At 66.0% G+C, this 14,468-nt stretch carries 15 protein-coding genes; 9 read left to right on the top strand and 6 right to left on the bottom strand.

The genetic code is table 11. The annotated features are described in order from the left end of the window. Positions 1-4 precede the first annotated feature (4 nt). Together serS and MKW15_RS09455 are read left to right on the top strand one after the other, a co-directional pair. Positions 5-1,273 carry a serine--tRNA ligase gene (gene serS, locus MKW15_RS09460; protein WP_240857357.1) on the top strand — a complete coding sequence of 423 codons (1,269 nt, stop codon included), beginning with the start codon at positions 5-7 and terminating at the stop codon, positions 1,271-1,273. Positions 1,274-1,462: 189 nt separating this feature from the next. Further along, complete coding sequence (locus MKW15_RS09455) at positions 1,463-2,422, top strand: EamA/RhaT family transporter (protein WP_240857356.1); 960 nt, start codon at positions 1,463-1,465, stop codon at positions 2,420-2,422. Here the strand turns inward: MKW15_RS09455 and MKW15_RS09450 are convergent. Further along, complete coding sequence (locus MKW15_RS09450) at positions 2,406-2,891, bottom strand: DUF1801 domain-containing protein (RefSeq protein WP_240857355.1); 486 nt, start codon at positions 2,889-2,891, stop codon at positions 2,406-2,408. The two genes, MKW15_RS09455 and MKW15_RS09450, sit on opposite strands and share 17 nt — an antisense overlap. Positions 2,892-2,903: 12 nt before the next feature. Here MKW15_RS09450 and MKW15_RS09445 point away from each other — a divergent pair, with 12 nt between their 5' ends. Both MKW15_RS09445 and MKW15_RS09440 read left to right on the top strand, forming a co-directional pair. After that, positions 2,904-3,788 carry a hypothetical protein gene (locus MKW15_RS09445; RefSeq protein ID WP_240857354.1) on the top strand — a complete coding sequence of 295 codons (885 nt, stop codon included), beginning with the start codon at positions 2,904-2,906 and terminating at the stop codon, positions 3,786-3,788. 121 nt (positions 3,789-3,909) lie between these two features. Further along, positions 3,910-5,145 (top strand): lipase family protein, encoded by a 1,236-nt coding sequence (locus MKW15_RS09440; RefSeq protein WP_374246807.1) that lies wholly within the window; start codon positions 3,910-3,912, stop codon positions 5,143-5,145. Between the two features lie 383 nt (positions 5,146-5,528). Here the strand turns inward: MKW15_RS09440 and MKW15_RS09435 are convergent, their stop codons facing one another. The 5 genes from MKW15_RS09435 to MKW15_RS09415 form a co-directional block, all read right to left on the bottom strand. Beyond that, positions 5,529-6,956, bottom strand: a complete 1,428-nt coding sequence (locus MKW15_RS09435) for a lipase family protein (RefSeq protein ID WP_240857353.1) — start codon at positions 6,954-6,956, stop codon at positions 5,529-5,531. Positions 6,957-7,076: 120 nt separating this feature from the next. Next, a complete protein-coding gene (locus tag MKW15_RS09430; RefSeq protein ID WP_240857352.1) occupies positions 7,077-7,694 on the bottom strand; it encodes a TetR/AcrR family transcriptional regulator in 618 nt (205 codons plus the stop codon). Between the two features lie 10 nt (positions 7,695-7,704). After that, positions 7,705-9,336 carry a Rieske 2Fe-2S domain-containing protein gene (locus tag MKW15_RS09425; RefSeq protein ID WP_240857351.1) on the bottom strand — a complete coding sequence of 544 codons (1,632 nt, stop codon included), beginning with the start codon at positions 9,334-9,336 and terminating at the stop codon, positions 7,705-7,707. Between the two features lie 122 nt (positions 9,337-9,458). Next, complete coding sequence (locus tag MKW15_RS09420; protein ID WP_240857350.1) at positions 9,459-10,013, bottom strand: AAA family ATPase; 555 nt, start codon at positions 10,011-10,013, stop codon at positions 9,459-9,461. A 21-nt stretch (positions 10,014-10,034) separates the two neighbouring features. After that, complete coding sequence (locus MKW15_RS09415) at positions 10,035-10,778, bottom strand: nuclear transport factor 2 family protein (protein WP_240857349.1); 744 nt, start codon at positions 10,776-10,778, stop codon at positions 10,035-10,037. Between the two features lie 63 nt (positions 10,779-10,841). Here MKW15_RS09415 and MKW15_RS09410 point away from each other — a divergent pair, with 63 nt between their 5' ends. From MKW15_RS09410 to MKW15_RS09390, 5 genes are all read left to right on the top strand, one after another. Then, the gene (locus MKW15_RS09410) at positions 10,842-11,441 is read left to right on the top strand and encodes a TetR/AcrR family transcriptional regulator (protein ID WP_240857348.1); all 600 of its coding nucleotides are present in this window, start codon (positions 10,842-10,844) and stop codon (positions 11,439-11,441) included. 133 nt (positions 11,442-11,574) lie between these two features. Beyond that, positions 11,575-12,342, top strand: coding sequence for a lysophospholipid acyltransferase family protein (locus tag MKW15_RS09405; protein WP_240857347.1), 768 nt, complete (start codon positions 11,575-11,577; stop codon positions 12,340-12,342). A gap of 9 nt (positions 12,343-12,351) precedes the next feature. Beyond that, positions 12,352-13,158, top strand: a complete 807-nt coding sequence (locus MKW15_RS09400) for a lysophospholipid acyltransferase family protein (RefSeq protein WP_240857346.1) — start codon at positions 12,352-12,354, stop codon at positions 13,156-13,158. Then, complete coding sequence (locus MKW15_RS09395) at positions 13,158-13,991, top strand: HAD family hydrolase (protein WP_240857345.1); 834 nt, start codon at positions 13,158-13,160, stop codon at positions 13,989-13,991. Before MKW15_RS09400 ends, MKW15_RS09395 begins: the two co-directional genes overlap by 1 nt. Before the next feature lie 132 nt (positions 13,992-14,123). After that, positions 14,124-14,468, top strand: a 345-nt coding sequence (locus MKW15_RS09390) for a hypothetical protein (protein ID WP_240857344.1), incomplete at its 3' end; no start/stop codon positions are given.

The following is a 14,468-nucleotide window of genomic DNA, read 5'->3' as shown; positions in this document are numbered from 1 at the left end:
AGTCGTGATCGACCTGAAGATTCTGCGTGAGAACCCAGACCTCGTGCGGGCGTCGCAGCGAACTCGTGGCGAGGACCCAGGCCTGGTGGACGCCCTGCTGGACGCCGACGGCACCCGTCGGGCGGCGATCGTCGAGGCAGACGCTCTGCGCTCCGAGCAGAAGACCCTCGGCAAACAGGTCGGCAAGGCGCAGGGCGAGGAGAAAGCGGCCTTGCTGGCCAAGGGCAAGACGCTGGCCGAACAGGTGAAGGCCGCCGTCGCCCGGCAGACCGCGGCCGACGAGAAAGCGGCGGCGGCACATCGAGCCATCTCCAACATCGTCGGCGACGGCGCGCCCGCCGGTGGTGAGGACGACTATGTGGTCCTCGAGCATGTCGGCGAACCCCGACCCATCGAGAGCCCCAAGGATCATCTCGAACTCGGTGAGTCGCTGGGACTGATCGACATGGAGCGCGGCGCCAAGGTGTCGGGCTCGCGTTTCTACTTCCTCACCGGCCAGGGTGCGCTGCTGCAACTCGGCCTGCTGAACATGGCGGCTCAGAAGGCGGTGGCGAACGGCTTCTCGCTGATGATCCCGCCCGTGCTGGTGCGACCGGAGGTCATGGAGGGCACCGGCTTCCTGGGCGCCCACGCCGACGAGGTCTATCACCTCGACAAGGACGACGACCTCTACCTGGTCGGCACCTCGGAGGTGCCGCTCGCCGGGTATCACATGAACGAGATCATCGACCTGTCCGATGGACCCAAGCGCTACGCGGGGTGGTCGAGCTGTTTCCGTCGTGAGGCGGGCAGCTACGGCAAGGACACGCGCGGCATCATCCGCGTCCACCAGTTCGACAAGGTCGAGGGCTTCGTCTACTGCAAACCCGAGGACGCCGAGGCCGAACATCAGCGACTCCTGGGCTGGGAGAAGGACATGCTCGCCGCGATCGACGTGCCCTACCGCGTCATCGACGTCGCGGGCGGCGATCTCGGGTCGTCGGCCGCGCGCAAATTCGATTGCGAGGCATGGGTTCCGACGCAGAACACCTACCGCGAGCTGACGTCGACCTCCAACTGCACCACCTTCCAGGCCCGACGCCTCTCGGTGCGCTACCGCGACGAGTCGGGCAAACCGCAGATCGCGGCCACCCTCAACGGCACGCTCGCGACCACGCGCTGGCTCGTCGCGATCCTGGAGAACCACCAGCAGCCCGACGGTTCGGTGCGGCTACCGGAGGAACTCGCGAAGTTCGTGGGCACCGACGTGCTGACCGCCCCTACCGCTCCCTGAGGCGCGAGCGAAGCGAGCCTCAAGGGTCGTGGTGAGACTCGGCCATCGGAGGTGAGCGGGGCTTCGCGCCTGCGCCGGCCCGACGATGCTGAGAAGGTCATCACGCAACACCGACGAGCGCGTACGCGGGAGCGGCGAGGTCGGTACGGTTTTGATGTGATCGCCGAACATGGAAGCCCCGGCCAGTAGATGACCGAAGGAATCGTCGTCGCCGTCGTCGGCGCATTCGCCTTCGCGGCTGCCGCAGTGCTTCAGGCACTCGGCGCCGAGCAGGTGTCGCAGCGCGCCGCCATCCGTGAGGAACGACGCCAATCGGCGAAGGCGCACCCGTCGTTGCGGTCGACGGTCGCGACGATGCTCACCCTGCCATTCCTGATCGGGTTCATCTTCGACATCATCGGGTTCGTCGCGACGCTGGCGTCGGCGCGGATGATTCCACTGTTCCTGTCACAGACCATCATCTCGTCCCGCCTGGTCGCGACGGCATTCCTCGCGATGGTGGTCCTGAAGATCGTGCTGATCCTCCGCGACTGGATCGCGGGCGCGGTGGTGGTCGTGGCGCTGGTGCTGCTCGCGGTGGCCGCCGGCAGCGAGGGCACCGACAACGAGCGGTGGATGCACTGGGTGGTGCTGGTGAGCGGGCCGCTGCTGATCGGGCTCGGGTTGCTGTGCATGCGACTTCTGCACAGCCACATCGCGTCGGCGACCGGGTTGATCGCCGGCGTGGTGTTCGGCGTGATGGCGGTGTCGTCACGGATTCTCGACGGCGTCGATCCACTGTCGGTGTCGGCGCTCTTCACCGATCCCGCCCTCTACGCCCTGATCATCAGCGGAATCGGCGGGTTCTATCTGTTCACCGTCGCGCTGCAGACCGGGTCAGTGAACGGAGCCGCGGCAGCACTGGTGGTCGGGCAGACGGTGGTGCCGGGCGCGGTCGGCATCATCTTCCTCGGCGACACGACGCGGGCCGGCTGGGGACCGGTGGCGATCGTCGCGTTCGTCGCGGCCGTGGTCGGTGGGGTTGTGCTGGCGTCGTCGAGTGCGGTCACCGCGGTCGAGCGGGCCGACGTGACCAACATGCCGACCGGCTACGGGCACGCGCCGCGGGACACCGACATCACAGGCAAGGACATCACAGCGGGTCGGTGACGGTCAGCCTCACTCCGGGAACGTCGTCGTCGGTGACCTTTCGGATGGACTCGGTGATGATTCCGGTGAGCACCGTTCGGTTAACGAGGTCGACGTTCTTCAGGTAGAGGCATCCCTTTCCGGTGGAGTGCGGCCCGAGCGCCGACAGCGCCTCTGCGTGCGAGTCCACCCCGTCGAGCAGGTACACGGTGGTCTGGCCCTTACGGGGCGCGAAGCCGATGATCGGTGAATCTCCTTGCGTACCGGTCGGGTACGTGTAGTGGCAGCTGCCAAAGCCGATGATCGTCCCCCACATCCGTGGCTGCGCGCCGGTGATCACGCGAAGCAGCGAACAGAGCTTGGTCGCATTGTCGCGGCGCGACGCGGGCGTCAGGTCGGCGATGAACTGGTCGACGTCGGCATCGGAGGGTTCCACAATTCCCGATTCTCCCGCACCCGACGACCGCGTGGCGTGAATACTGACTCCCATGGTGATCGGCGCATGGTGATCGGGATCGTCGCGGCCATCGTGGCGGCACTCGCCTACGGGACCGCGTCGGTGTTGCAGGCCAGGGGCGCGCAGAGCGTTGCTGACGATAGGGGCGAGCGCAGCGACGGGGCAGGTCATGGCGGTGGTGCCGCCCCGTCGTTGCGTTCGACGATCACCGCGATGCTCACGTTGTCCTTCCTCGCAGGACTGGCTCTCGACGGACTGGGATTCGTCGGAAACCTGGTGGCGGCCAGGCTGATCCCGCTGTTCCTGGCGCAGCCGATCGTGAGCGCGAACCTCGTGGTCACCGTGGTACTGGCCACCATCCTGCTCGGTGCGCGGCTGAGCCGCCGGGATTGGACGGCGATCGGTGTCGTTGTGGTATCCCTCGTGGCGCTCGGGTTCGCCGCGGGCGACGAAGGCCGGAACAACGAGTGGTGGCTGCACTGGGCGTTGCCGGCGGTTGCGCTCGGCCTGATTGCGCTCGCGCTGCTCGGGTTGCGCCTGATGACGTCTCGCGTCGCGGTTCTCGCCGGCTTGACCGGGGGCGTGCTGTTCGGGCTGATGGCGGTGGCGATCCGGATCGTAGACGGTGTCGATCCATTCAATCTCGCGACGATCCTGACCGACCCGGCCGCCTACGCGGTCGTCCTGTGTGGACCGGCCGGCTTCTACATGTTCACGGTCGCGCTGCAGACCGGGTCGGTGAGTGCCGCGTCGGCGTCACTCGTCGTCGGTGAGACGGTGGTGCCGGGGGTGATCGGCATCGTGCTGCTCGGTGACACCACCCGAGCGGGCTGGGGTCCGGTGGCGCTCGTGGCGTTCATCGCCGCGGTCATCGGCGCGGTGGTGGTGGCGATGTCGCCGGTGGTCGAGGTGGTCGAATCGGCCGGGTGAGGCCGGGCGTGGCAGGTTCGTCGGACGCGGTCGTCGGCGATGCGCAATGATCTTTCCCATGGCTCATGGTTCGCGGCGTAGTTGCCGCAGTGTGGTTTTCCCCAGTGTGGTTCTCCCCAGAGTGGTTCTCCCCAGAGTGGTTCTCCGCAGTGCGGTTCTCGCGGTCTTCGTGGCGCTTCTCGTCGGCAGCGGTCTTGTCGCCTCGCCAGCGAGTGCAGCGCCACCGGTCCCGCCGTCCGCCGACCCGTTCTACACGCCGGATGGCCCGATCGCCGGACGCGCGCCCGGCGCCATCCTGAAGACCCGCGTCGTGCAGCTGGGCCTGAGTGGGCGCCAGCTGCCGGCCACGGCAACGCAGTTGCTGTATCGCACCAACGACCAGTTCGGGAAGCCGTCGGCGACGGTGACCACCATCATCTCGCCGCCCGGCGCGCGACCGGGTACACCGCGCCGGGTGATCTCCTATCACGCCTTCTACGACGCACTCGGCTCCGAATGCGATCCGTCGTACTCCCTGCGTGGTGGTGCGACGTCGAACTCGCCGCTCGACGCCGTGGTGATCTCCGGGATGCTCGCCGCCGGGTACACCGTGGTGGTGCCCGACTACGAGGGCCGGAATCTGCGCTGGACGATGGGTCTGGAGTCGGGGCACGCGGCCCTCGACAGCGTGCGCGCGGCGCTGCGGTATCTGCGCGCTCCCGTCCGCACTCCGATTGGGCTGTACGGCTATTCGGGCGGTTCCGTCCCCACCGGCTGGGGAGCCGAGATCGCGCCACGTTATGCCCCGGAGCTCAACATTGTCGGTGCCGCCGCGGGTGGGGTGGTGGTCAACCCGATCCACAATCTCGCCTATGTCGACGGCAGCCAGAAATGGGCGGGCGTCATACCGGCGCTGATGACCGTCTACAACGAGACCTACCGTCTCGGTATCTCGAAGTACCTGTCACCCAAGGGCGTTCGGGTGCTCAGCCAAGTGCGCGGGGAGTGCATCATCAACTTCGCGAGCAAGTATCCGGGCCTGACCGACGAGTCGTTGCTGCGCCCGCAGGTCGGCAGCCTGCTCAACGTGCCAGGAATGCGCGCGGCCGCGGAACAGAACATCATGGGTTCGCGCGGCACTCCGCGTGCTCCGATGTTCTTGGGCGTCGGCAAATCCGACGCCACCGGTGACGGGATCATGATCACCGGGGACGTCCGAGCCCTTGCGTCGACCTACTGCCGACGCGGCCTCCCGACGACGTTTCAGGAATACCGCGGCCTCAAGCACAGCGACGCGTTGTTCCCGTGGAGCGTGGACGCCCAGCGATTCCTCAACCAGCGGTTCGCCGGGGCGCCGGCGGGTGGTTGCGGCCGCTGATCCGAAGAGTTCTGTGACTAGTGCTCTGGCCTGCGCATAAGCGTCCACCACCCCACCGCTCTCTGAGGTACCCGAGGCGCCAGGCGAGGGATGCCTCGAAGGGCAGGCGAACGGGCCACGTCAGCGAGGCGCCGGACCACTGAAAGTAGGGGAAGGTTTTTCCCCTACTTTCTGCCCCTGCTTGTTGAGTCGTCCGCGAGAAAGTTCGCGGGGAGGACTCCAGGGGTAGGGGACGAGTTTCTTCCCCTATTTTTCGTGGATCATCGTCGCCGCGTCGCGCTCCACGGCCCTCTTCCCGCCTCCACGATCGCCGCCGCAGGCGGCGGGTGGGTCGCTGACTCGAAGGCAACGCTTGTGCGGTCGATGCCCTCCATTGATCAGGCTCAGGGGTGGCGCGGAACCCGCCCGAGTTGTTCTCCGATGAGAATGGCGAGGTTGTTGCCGACCAGGTTGACGAACGCCCGCCAGGTTGCGGGGTTCAACGCCATCGATCCCTGGTCGCTGGTGGTGCAGCCGCGTCGAACTGGCTTGCGGGCCAAGCGGTCAGCCATCCACACCACACCGGGGGCAAATCCTTCGACCGCCAGGGTGATGTGCTCGCTGAAATGGTCGCGGGTGTACTGCACGCGTGCGCCCGGATCGGCGCAGTAGGTGCGCACAAGGGTGTTGACCGGTCCGACAGGCGCGATCCAATCGGGGTTCGACTGGTAGATGAACATCGGAAACGTGGGTACGGACTTGCCCATTCTCATCTGGCCCAGCACTTTTCGTGGAGTGGGATAGCTCAGTGGATCGCCCGGCAGGTTGATCAGACCCTTGATGTTGACGAACGGGGCGAGTGCTGCCTGATAGGTCAGGCAGAGTGGACTCTTCACCGTCAGCAGCGCCCGGCCGAGAGGGTTCACATGGCGCTGCAGGAAGCGATCGAGTTCCGGGTACTCGCGACTCACTCCGATGATGCCGGCCATGATCAGGCCCGACGCCGCATTGCCGTTCGCCAGGTTGACCAGCGCCCCGATGTCGGCGGGGACACCGCCTTCGGCGGCTCCGACGATGGGCAGTTCTGGCGCGTATGACGCCGCGAGCTCAGCCGCCCACCCGGTCGCGATCGACCCACCGGAGTAACCCATCATGCCCACGCGCAGATCATCTTTCAGTCCCAGTGGTCGGAAGTTTCGGGCACCGCGGATTCCGTCGAGCGTGATGCGGCCCGCGAGAGGGCCGGCAGCGAAGGCGGACTGTGGTCCCTGATGGTCGGGAATCACCACGGAATACCCTGCACCGACCAACGACGTGATCTGCAAGACTTCGTACTGCGAGTCGACCGAGCCGGAAATCTGCCCGGGAATCGATGCCAACTGCATCACATACGAAGGGGCGCAGTACATGGCGGTCGAGTCCTCGGCAGACTGCCAAGACACCAGCTTCGACGGACCCGGACGCTGCGGACCGCGCGGTTTGAGTAGTGTCGCCACCGCCGGGATCGCTTCCCCGCGGGTGTTCGTCGAGCGGTAGGAGATCTGCCATGCGTCCACGTTGATCGGAATCGCCGAGAACGCAGCAAGATTGACGCGCCGGGCCGCGATCAACTCACCGGGCTTCTTCGACTCGACCACCCGCTGCGGCGGGAGATAGAAGGCGCGGTCGAACTCGGGGATCGCCGGCGGGACCGGAAAGGGCAGTGCAGGCTGCACCGGCACTGCCGACGCGTGCCCCGTGGCCAGAACGGAACTTCCGACGAAGGTCGTGACAAGCAATCCGATGATGAGACCAATTGCCTGAGCGCGCAACGTCGTCGACCCCCGACACATACAACCACCCCTTGTCCAGTTGTGAGACACCTGCGTCTCACATTCCTAGTGAAGATACACAGATGTGGTCTGCGCCACAAGGGTGGCGATGAGGAGGGCCAGCGGGCCTCGACTCTCGAGTCAGAGGGTGGTGAAGGCGAGCAGGATGTCGGCGAGTACGTCCACGATGTCGCCGAGTGGCGCCGGGTCGTCGGACGAACTCCATCGGTGGACGAGTCCGGTGAGGGCGCCGACGAAGCCGATGGCGAGGTGGCGCTGTCGATCCGAGGGTGGGCGCGCGGCGACGTCGGCCATCGTTGCGACGAAGAAATCGACCCACTCCTCGCGTCCGTCGATGCGGTGCTGCTCGACGCGACTGCTCACGCCGACCACCTGGACGAACGAGACTTCCGCGCGCCGCGGATCGGTGCCCACCGAGGACATGTAGGCGCGCATCGCTGTGGTGGCCAGGTCACGGAGATCGCGAGAAGGATTGTCGGACAACGCCTCCGAGACCGCGAGACGGGCGCCTCCCTGGATCTCGTCGTAGATCGCGATGAGGAGGTCCTCACGATCGGCGAAGAGCTCATAGAACTGCCGTCGCGACAGTCCGGCGGCCTTACACAGCGAGGTCACCGACGACGCCGCGTAGCCCTTCGTCGAGAACTCATCGAGCGCCGCGTCGAGGAACCGACGGCGGCGATCGGCCAGCCGGTCGCTCACAGCGCGCCCGCCGTAGGTTCGTTCTGCGGCGGTCATGATGAGCTCATCAGGTCCCGAGTCGCTGCGCCCGAAGGTCGTGCCCCTTGGAGGTCAGGCACCGACCGGTGGGCAGGTCCCATTGCCAGCCGTGCAGATTGCAGGTCAGCTTGTCGCCCTCGATGACACCGAACTTGCCGAGGTCGGCCTTGAGGTGCGGGCAGCGACGCTGCATCTCCCAGCCGTCCTTGGTGATCGACGCCGAATCGTCGTGTGCCTCGGCAAACCAGCCGTCGGCGTAGGCAATTCGCTCGTCGGTGAGGCATTTGAAGAAGGTGTAGAGGAACTCGTTGTACCCGCCGATCCGCCACGTGGTGAAGCGGGTGGAGAGGAAGATCGTGTTGACCCAGTCGGGCTCGTTGTCGCGAAGGACGGTCCGCACCAGCTCGGTGGCGATGCGGAATCCGTAGCGGTACTTGCCTTCTCCCTCCTTCGGCTCGCGCACGATGCGGTTGGGGAAGTCGATGACGACGATCTCGGTCTCGTCGGTGGTCTCCTTCGACGAACTGTGCGGCGTCATCACGAGACCGACGGGATAGCCGATGCCGTCGCAGATGAGGTCCGATTGCGCCATGATCGGCTCGAACAACTCGCGGAGCTGCCCGATCAGCGGCTCGCCCTCGGCCGGGGCCCAGGTTGCCTTGTCGGCGGCGATGATCGGGGCGAACTTCTCCTTCATCCGCTCGAGGTAGGCCTGCTTGTTCTCGCCGAACACGTCGTGCGGAGCGTAGGGATGGCTGACCTCGTTGAGCGTCGATCCGGTGAAGTCGGCGACCGACCCCGACACCATCATCAGGCCACGATGACGCTCGCCGTCGTCTGTGCCGTGGATGCGCATCTGCTCCAGGAACGTCTCTTGGTCGGGGAAGATCGACGTGACGTCGGCCGGCCGAGCATTCTCCGGGTCGTCGATGCCGGAGCCAAAGTCGTTGAGCCCGAACAACTCCTCGTCGAGGAACATCGGCGGACCGGCCGACGGGACCACCCACGTCGCGCCGACCTGCTCGATGTAGGAGCGGGCGCGATCCATGCCGCGCTGACGCTTCTGCGACGCGAAGTTCGCCTTCGACTTGCGCGGGATGTCGTAGACCATCGGGTACCAGATGGCTCCCGAATACTGCAGCAGGTGGACGTCGACGCCACCGAACGCCTCGTCGATGACGTCGAGGTCGATGGGCCGGGCGTCGTTCATGTTGAAGCACACGGTCTCGCCGTCGGAGACGATGAGGCCGGAGTCGCCGATCGGGCCGTCGGCGGGGGCCCGCAGCGCGATGATCATGACGTCGAGCGAGCCCTTGTCGTTCGTCACCGTGGTCTTCACCGAGTCGGTGGTCTCCACAAAGGTGTGGAAGCCGAGCCTCTCGAGTTCACGCTTGAGGTCCGGCACGGGGTAGTCGGGCAGCAGGACGGTGGCGTCCTTGTTGACGTTCTCCCGCAGGTTGCGCTCGTCGAAGTGGTCGCGGTGCAGATGCGAGACGTAGAGGTAGTCGCACTGGCCGAGCGTCTTCCAATCCAGCTCGGAATTGTCCGGGAACGGGATCCAGGAGGCGAAATAGGTGGGGTTGACCCACGGGTCGCAGAGGATCGAGCCGGCCGCGGTCTGAATGTGGAAGCCGGCATGTCCGATGCTGGTGATCTGCACGTGTGGCGACCTTTCCTGGGCTGCGCGGGCTGGCGCGTGCGGGCATTCGACATACCAATCTAACGAGTCGCCGCCGTGCCTGTCGTGGGCCGTTGTGCCCTGCGCATCTTCGGTGACTGCGGTCACGCCTTCAGCGACCCGAGCCAGCCGTCGACGGCCCGCTGACCGTCCAGTCGCAGAACCGGTTCACCGGCGTCGATGCGTGCCTGCATCCGATTTCGGGTCTCCGGATACATCACCCAGGCCCAGCGGATGATGTTGTCGTCGGGATCGCGGCGAAGCCAGGAACGTGGTTCTTCGCGGTTGCCATGCCAGAGCTCTTCGCGGCAGATCGCTCGTCGGAGCGTGCGGGTGACGATGCGACACATCACCGTGCGTCGGCGGTGGTCGGGCCACACCACAAGGTCCGGGCCGTCTGGACGGTCGGTGTCGAGGAGGCCACCGAGTCGATTGGTCCACCCGCCTTCGACCACCCAGCCGGAGCGGTTCTCGTCAAGGAAGGTGCGGATGATCGCGCGGGCCTCGTGGAGGTCGCGGTAGGTCCAGTTCGCGTCCCAGAAGACCTCGTCGAGCTCGAGACGCGGAACGTCGAGGATTGCGGCAACCTGGCGCGCCAGGGTCGACTTGCCCGTTCCCGACACCCCGACGATGTGGATACGGCGCGGCGGATCATCCACCGCGACAGTATGCCGGGGTGCTCAGCGCGACGTGAACCGCTGCGTCAGCCGCTGGACCGACACGGGGATCTTCGACGCGGCGAAGGCGGCGCGCAGCACGCGGCTGTCGTCGCGCGGGAGGATGCCGGCGCGCTGGGTGGCGTCGATGAAGTCGTAGAGGGTTTCGCCCTCTTCCATCAGGCGGTCGGTGTTGAAGTGGTAGCGGTCGACGGCCGTGCACTGGATGAACCTGCCGTCGCCATACAGCGTCGGCGCCGAACCGTCGTACGGGTAGAGACGCAGTGCACCGGAGAAGTGGCCGCTGCCGATGTAGCGGATCATGATGCGTACCTTGCCTTCTGGCGTGATATCGACGTACACCTGGTCGGGCAGGGGGTCGTAGCGCCAGTCGGGGATCGCGTCGAAGAAGGCGAAGTTGTAGGTCACGAAGTCGTCGATGCCGGCGATGGTGCGGCCGAACGTGGTCACGTCGGTGTAGCGGAGGTCGGCTGCGTAGAGCTCGTCGTTGATGCTCATGTCGCGGACCAGGAAGCTCCACCAGTACTTCTTGGCCCAGGTCATCAGCCAGGCAACGTCGTTGCCCTGGCGTTCGAGGAAGTCGAGCTTCTTGGCGAACATGTCGAACCATTCGCGGGTCTGTTCCTGCAACTCCGGTTCGGAGATGGCTCGGATCGGGACACCCCGGTTCGACTTCAGGTATTCCGGTGCCGGCTTGGCGAGCCGCGGCCGGGCGAGCGCTTCCTGGAAGGCTTCTTCGGTGAACATGAATCACATGATTCATCTTGAATCGGGTGATGTCAATATGCCCGATGATGCAAGGATGAGTGGGTGAGTTCGGGAAAGCTGTGGCGAGGTCAGACGCTGGCGGATCGCTCGACGGACCGTCGGGCGGTGTTGCTGGACGCCGGCCGCGCACTGCTGGGCGAGGGCGGCGCCGCAGCGGTGACGATGCGTGCGGTGATCCGCGAGGCCAAGCTCAGTCCGCGCTACTTCTACGAGAGCTTCGCCTCGCGCGAGGAGTTGCTGACCGCGGTGTACGACGAGGTCTCCGCGGAGCTCCTCGGACGACTGACGACGGTTCAGGTGGTGGGTGACCCGCGGGGAGATGTGCGGGCGTTCGTCGACGCCATCCGCGACTTCTTCGAGCGGGACCCGCGTCGTGCGCGCATCCTGCTGCGCGAACCGCTCGCCGACGACACGCTGCGCGATCACCGTGCCGCGGCCACCCCGCAGTTCGTCGGCGCGGCGGTCGCGATGGCCGGTGGTCGAATCGGTGCGGGCCGCGACCTCGCGATCGTCTCGACCGCGCTCTCGGGGGCACTCGTTGCGCTCTACCTCGACTACTCCGACGGACGGCTCGACGTGGAACCGGACCAGCTCGTCGACGCGGCGGTGGAGCTCATCTTTGCCATCGCGGGGGAGCAGTAGAACCGGCTCGCACGGATGACACCGCTGAAGGCCTTCGCCGGGATAATCCAGTCGATGAACCTCACCGGTGTCATCCATGCAGACCTGCATTGCTCCGTCAGTCGATAGATTGCGCCACAGTAAGCTCAAACCCATGGAACCCGTCTATGGCACTGTGATCACCGCCGCGCGACTGCTGTGGCTGGCCGAGGGCCTCAAGTTCACGATCTCGGGCGTCGAGAACGTTCCCAAGACCGGTGCCGGCGTCGTCGCCTTCAATCACACCGGCTACCTCGACTTCACCTACGCCGGCATTCCCGCCTATCTGCAGGGCCATCGGTACGTGCGGTTCATGGCGAAGAAAGAGGTCTTCGACAACAAGTACGGCGGCCCGATCATGCGGTCGCTCAAGCACATTCCCGTCGACCGTGAGCAGGGGGGCGAGAGCTACCGCACAGCCGTGGAGTACCTCAAGCAAGGGGAACTGGTGGGGGTGTACCCAGAGGCGACGATCAGCCGCAGCTTTGAGATCAAAGGATTCAAGTCCGGCGCCGCCCGCATGGCGCTCGAGGCCAACGCACCGATCATCCCGACCGTCATCTGGGGTGCGCAGCGAGTGTGGACCAAGGGTCATCCCAAGAAGCTGGGCCGCTCGAACTACAAGATCATGGTCGGGGTGGCCGAACCGCTGGAACCGACCGGCGACGCCGACGCCCTGACCGCGAAGCTGCACAAGGTGATGAGCGAGAAACTGCTGGAGCTGCAGGACGCTTACGGCGAGCACCCCAAGGGCGAATTCTGGGTCCCGGCGCGACTCGGCGGGTCTGCTCCGACGTTGGAGGAGGCGAACCGGATGGATGCCGAGGAGCAGGCCGCGCGTGCGGCCAAGCGGGCAGCCCGCGAGCAAGGTGAGGACGGATAGGCTGGTCGCATGAGTCAGAGCCGTCCGCAGAGTCGCGAACCGGTCTTCCGGACTCTCGAACTGATCGCCAACGGGCTCGTCCGCGCGCAGGGTCTCGACCTTCGGTTCACCGGTATCCAGAACATCCCGGAGACCGGTGGCGCCGTCCTCGCCGTCAACCACACCGGCTACGTCGACTTCCTGCCCGCCGCGATCGGCCTCTACCGGGCCGGACGTCGGGCGCGGTTCATGATCAAGTCCGAGGTGATGGACGTGGCGATCATGCGCTTCCTCGTCAACCACACGAAGACGGTGCCGGTGGACCGGTCGGAGGGAGCCGAGGCCTATCGCGCGGCCGTGGACTCGTTGCGATCGGGGGAGATCGTCGTCGTGTATCCGGAGGCGACCATCAGCCGGAGTTTCGAGCTGAAGGGTTTCAAGACGGGCGCGGCCAGGATGGCGGCCGAGGCGCGGGTGCCGATCGTGCCGGCCATCGTGTGGGGTGCGCACCGCCAGTGGACCAAGGGCGGTAAACGGAACATGGGGCGCAGCAAGCTGCCGGTCGCCGTGCGCTACGGCCTTCCGATCGCTGTCGATTCGGCCGCCGACCCGTCTGCCGAGACCGCCCGGCTGCGTGAGGTGATGAAGACGATGTTGCTCGAGGTGCAGGACGGCTACGGCACCCATCCCGCGGGCGAATTCTGGGTGCCGGAACGGCTCGGCGGTTCGGCACCGACGATCGAGGAGGCGGCGACCATCGAAGCCGAAGAAGCAGAGCGCAAGGCGGAGGCACGCGCTCGTAAGGCCGCCGAGAAGTCGCGGCGCGGGACGTCCTGATGGCATTCGGACCGCCGACGCTGATCGCGAGCGATGTCGATGGCACCCTCATCGACGACGAAAACCGGGTATCCGCACGCACTCTCGACGTTCTCGGGGCAGCGCGCGGCGCCGGTGCCGAATTCGTGCTGGCGACTGGTCGCCCGCCGCGGTGGATCGCCGAGATCACCGACCAGTTCGACGGCACGCAGGCACAGGTCCGATACGCGGTGTGCGCCAACGGCGCTATCCTCTACGACGTGCTGCACGATCGGGTGATCTGGTCGGCGACGCTGCCGCCACCAGTCTTGGTGAAGCTGGGAGAGATTGCCAAGCAACGGATTCCGGGATGCGGAATCGCTGCGGAGCGCGCAGGCGAGTCCGCGCACGACGCCGCGACCGCGCCCTTCGTGGCCAGTGCGGGTTACCAGCACGCGTGGCTCAATCCCGACCACGTCGAGGTCGGCGACGACGACATCTATGCCGAGCCCGCCGTCAAACTGCTCGTCCGATCGCCCGGCATGGCAAGTGGCGAGATGGCGCAGCGCCTTTCGGGGTACGTCGGCGATCTCGCGCAGATAACCTTCTCCACCGACAACGGGCTCGTCGAACTGTCGGTGCCGGGAACCCACAAGGCGTCGGGTCTGGAACGCCTTGCCGCACAAGCCGATCTACCGTCGGATGCGGTGATTGCGTTCGGCGACATGCCGAATGACGTGGAGATGCTCTCGTGGGCCCACCACGGGGTGGCGATGGGACACGGACATCACGCCGCCCTCGCCGCCGCCGACGAGGTGACCATCGGCAACAACGAGGACGGCGTGGCGGTTGTGTTGGAGCGGTGGTTCGGCTGAGGTTCGAACGGCCGCAAGAAACTAGGGGAAGAAACTCCTCCCCTACTCTTGGTGTCGTCCCCGCGAAACTCGCCCGCTGTCAGCATGGTTGTGAGACAGGTGCTGGTGGTGAGTGCGGGGGATGGAGTAGTGATGAGTGAACCGCAGTCATGGACGACGCCGGGCGGGCGGAACTGTTACACGCTGGCGTTCAAGGTGCAGTTTTTGCAGGACTGGGACCGCTGTGTCGAGTACGGGTCGAAGGCGCGGATGTTGCGTGAGCGTGGGGTGTCCGACCGCACGGTACGCGACTGGTTGGGCGCGCGGGCACGCGGCGATTTTGAGGCGGCGATGGTGGCCGAGGCAACGAAGAAAGGGAAGGCGAAGCGGGTGGATAGCCGAGATCGTGCCGAGTTGGCGCGGCTGCGGACCGAGAATGAACGGTTGAAGAAGAAAGTCGCTCAGGCTGAAGCTGCCCAGGAGGTGCTGGGAAAAGCG

Source organism: Gordonia gummivorans (genome assembly GCF_022513585.1).
Taxonomy (GTDB): Bacteria; Actinomycetota; Actinomycetes; order Mycobacteriales; family Mycobacteriaceae; genus Gordonia.
Note: the sequence above shows the minus strand (reverse complement) of the source record. Positions and strands in the feature narration are given on the sequence as shown.

Excerpts from the sequence above, each read along its gene's own strand:
- MKW15_RS09455 (WP_240857356.1), top strand. The coding sequence starts at position 1,463 with ATGACCGAAGGAATCGTCGTCGCCGTCGTCGGCGCATTCGCCTTCGCG.
- MKW15_RS09450 (WP_240857355.1), bottom strand. The coding sequence starts at position 2,891 with ATGGGAGTCAGTATTCACGCCACGCGGTCGTCGGGTGCGGGAGAATCG.
- MKW15_RS09445 (WP_240857354.1), top strand. The coding sequence starts at position 2,904 with ATGGTGATCGGGATCGTCGCGGCCATCGTGGCGGCACTCGCCTACGGG.
- MKW15_RS09435 (WP_240857353.1), bottom strand. The coding sequence starts at position 6,956 with ATGTGTCGGGGGTCGACGACGTTGCGCGCTCAGGCAATTGGTCTCATC.
- MKW15_RS09430 (WP_240857352.1), bottom strand. The coding sequence starts at position 7,694 with ATGACCGCCGCAGAACGAACCTACGGCGGGCGCGCTGTGAGCGACCGG.
- MKW15_RS09415 (WP_240857349.1), bottom strand. The coding sequence starts at position 10,778 with ATGTTCACCGAAGAAGCCTTCCAGGAAGCGCTCGCCCGGCCGCGGCTC.
- MKW15_RS09405 (WP_240857347.1), top strand. The coding sequence starts at position 11,575 with ATGGAACCCGTCTATGGCACTGTGATCACCGCCGCGCGACTGCTGTGG.
- MKW15_RS09400 (WP_240857346.1), top strand. The coding sequence starts at position 12,352 with ATGAGTCAGAGCCGTCCGCAGAGTCGCGAACCGGTCTTCCGGACTCTC.
- MKW15_RS09395 (WP_240857345.1), top strand. The coding sequence starts at position 13,158 with ATGGCATTCGGACCGCCGACGCTGATCGCGAGCGATGTCGATGGCACC.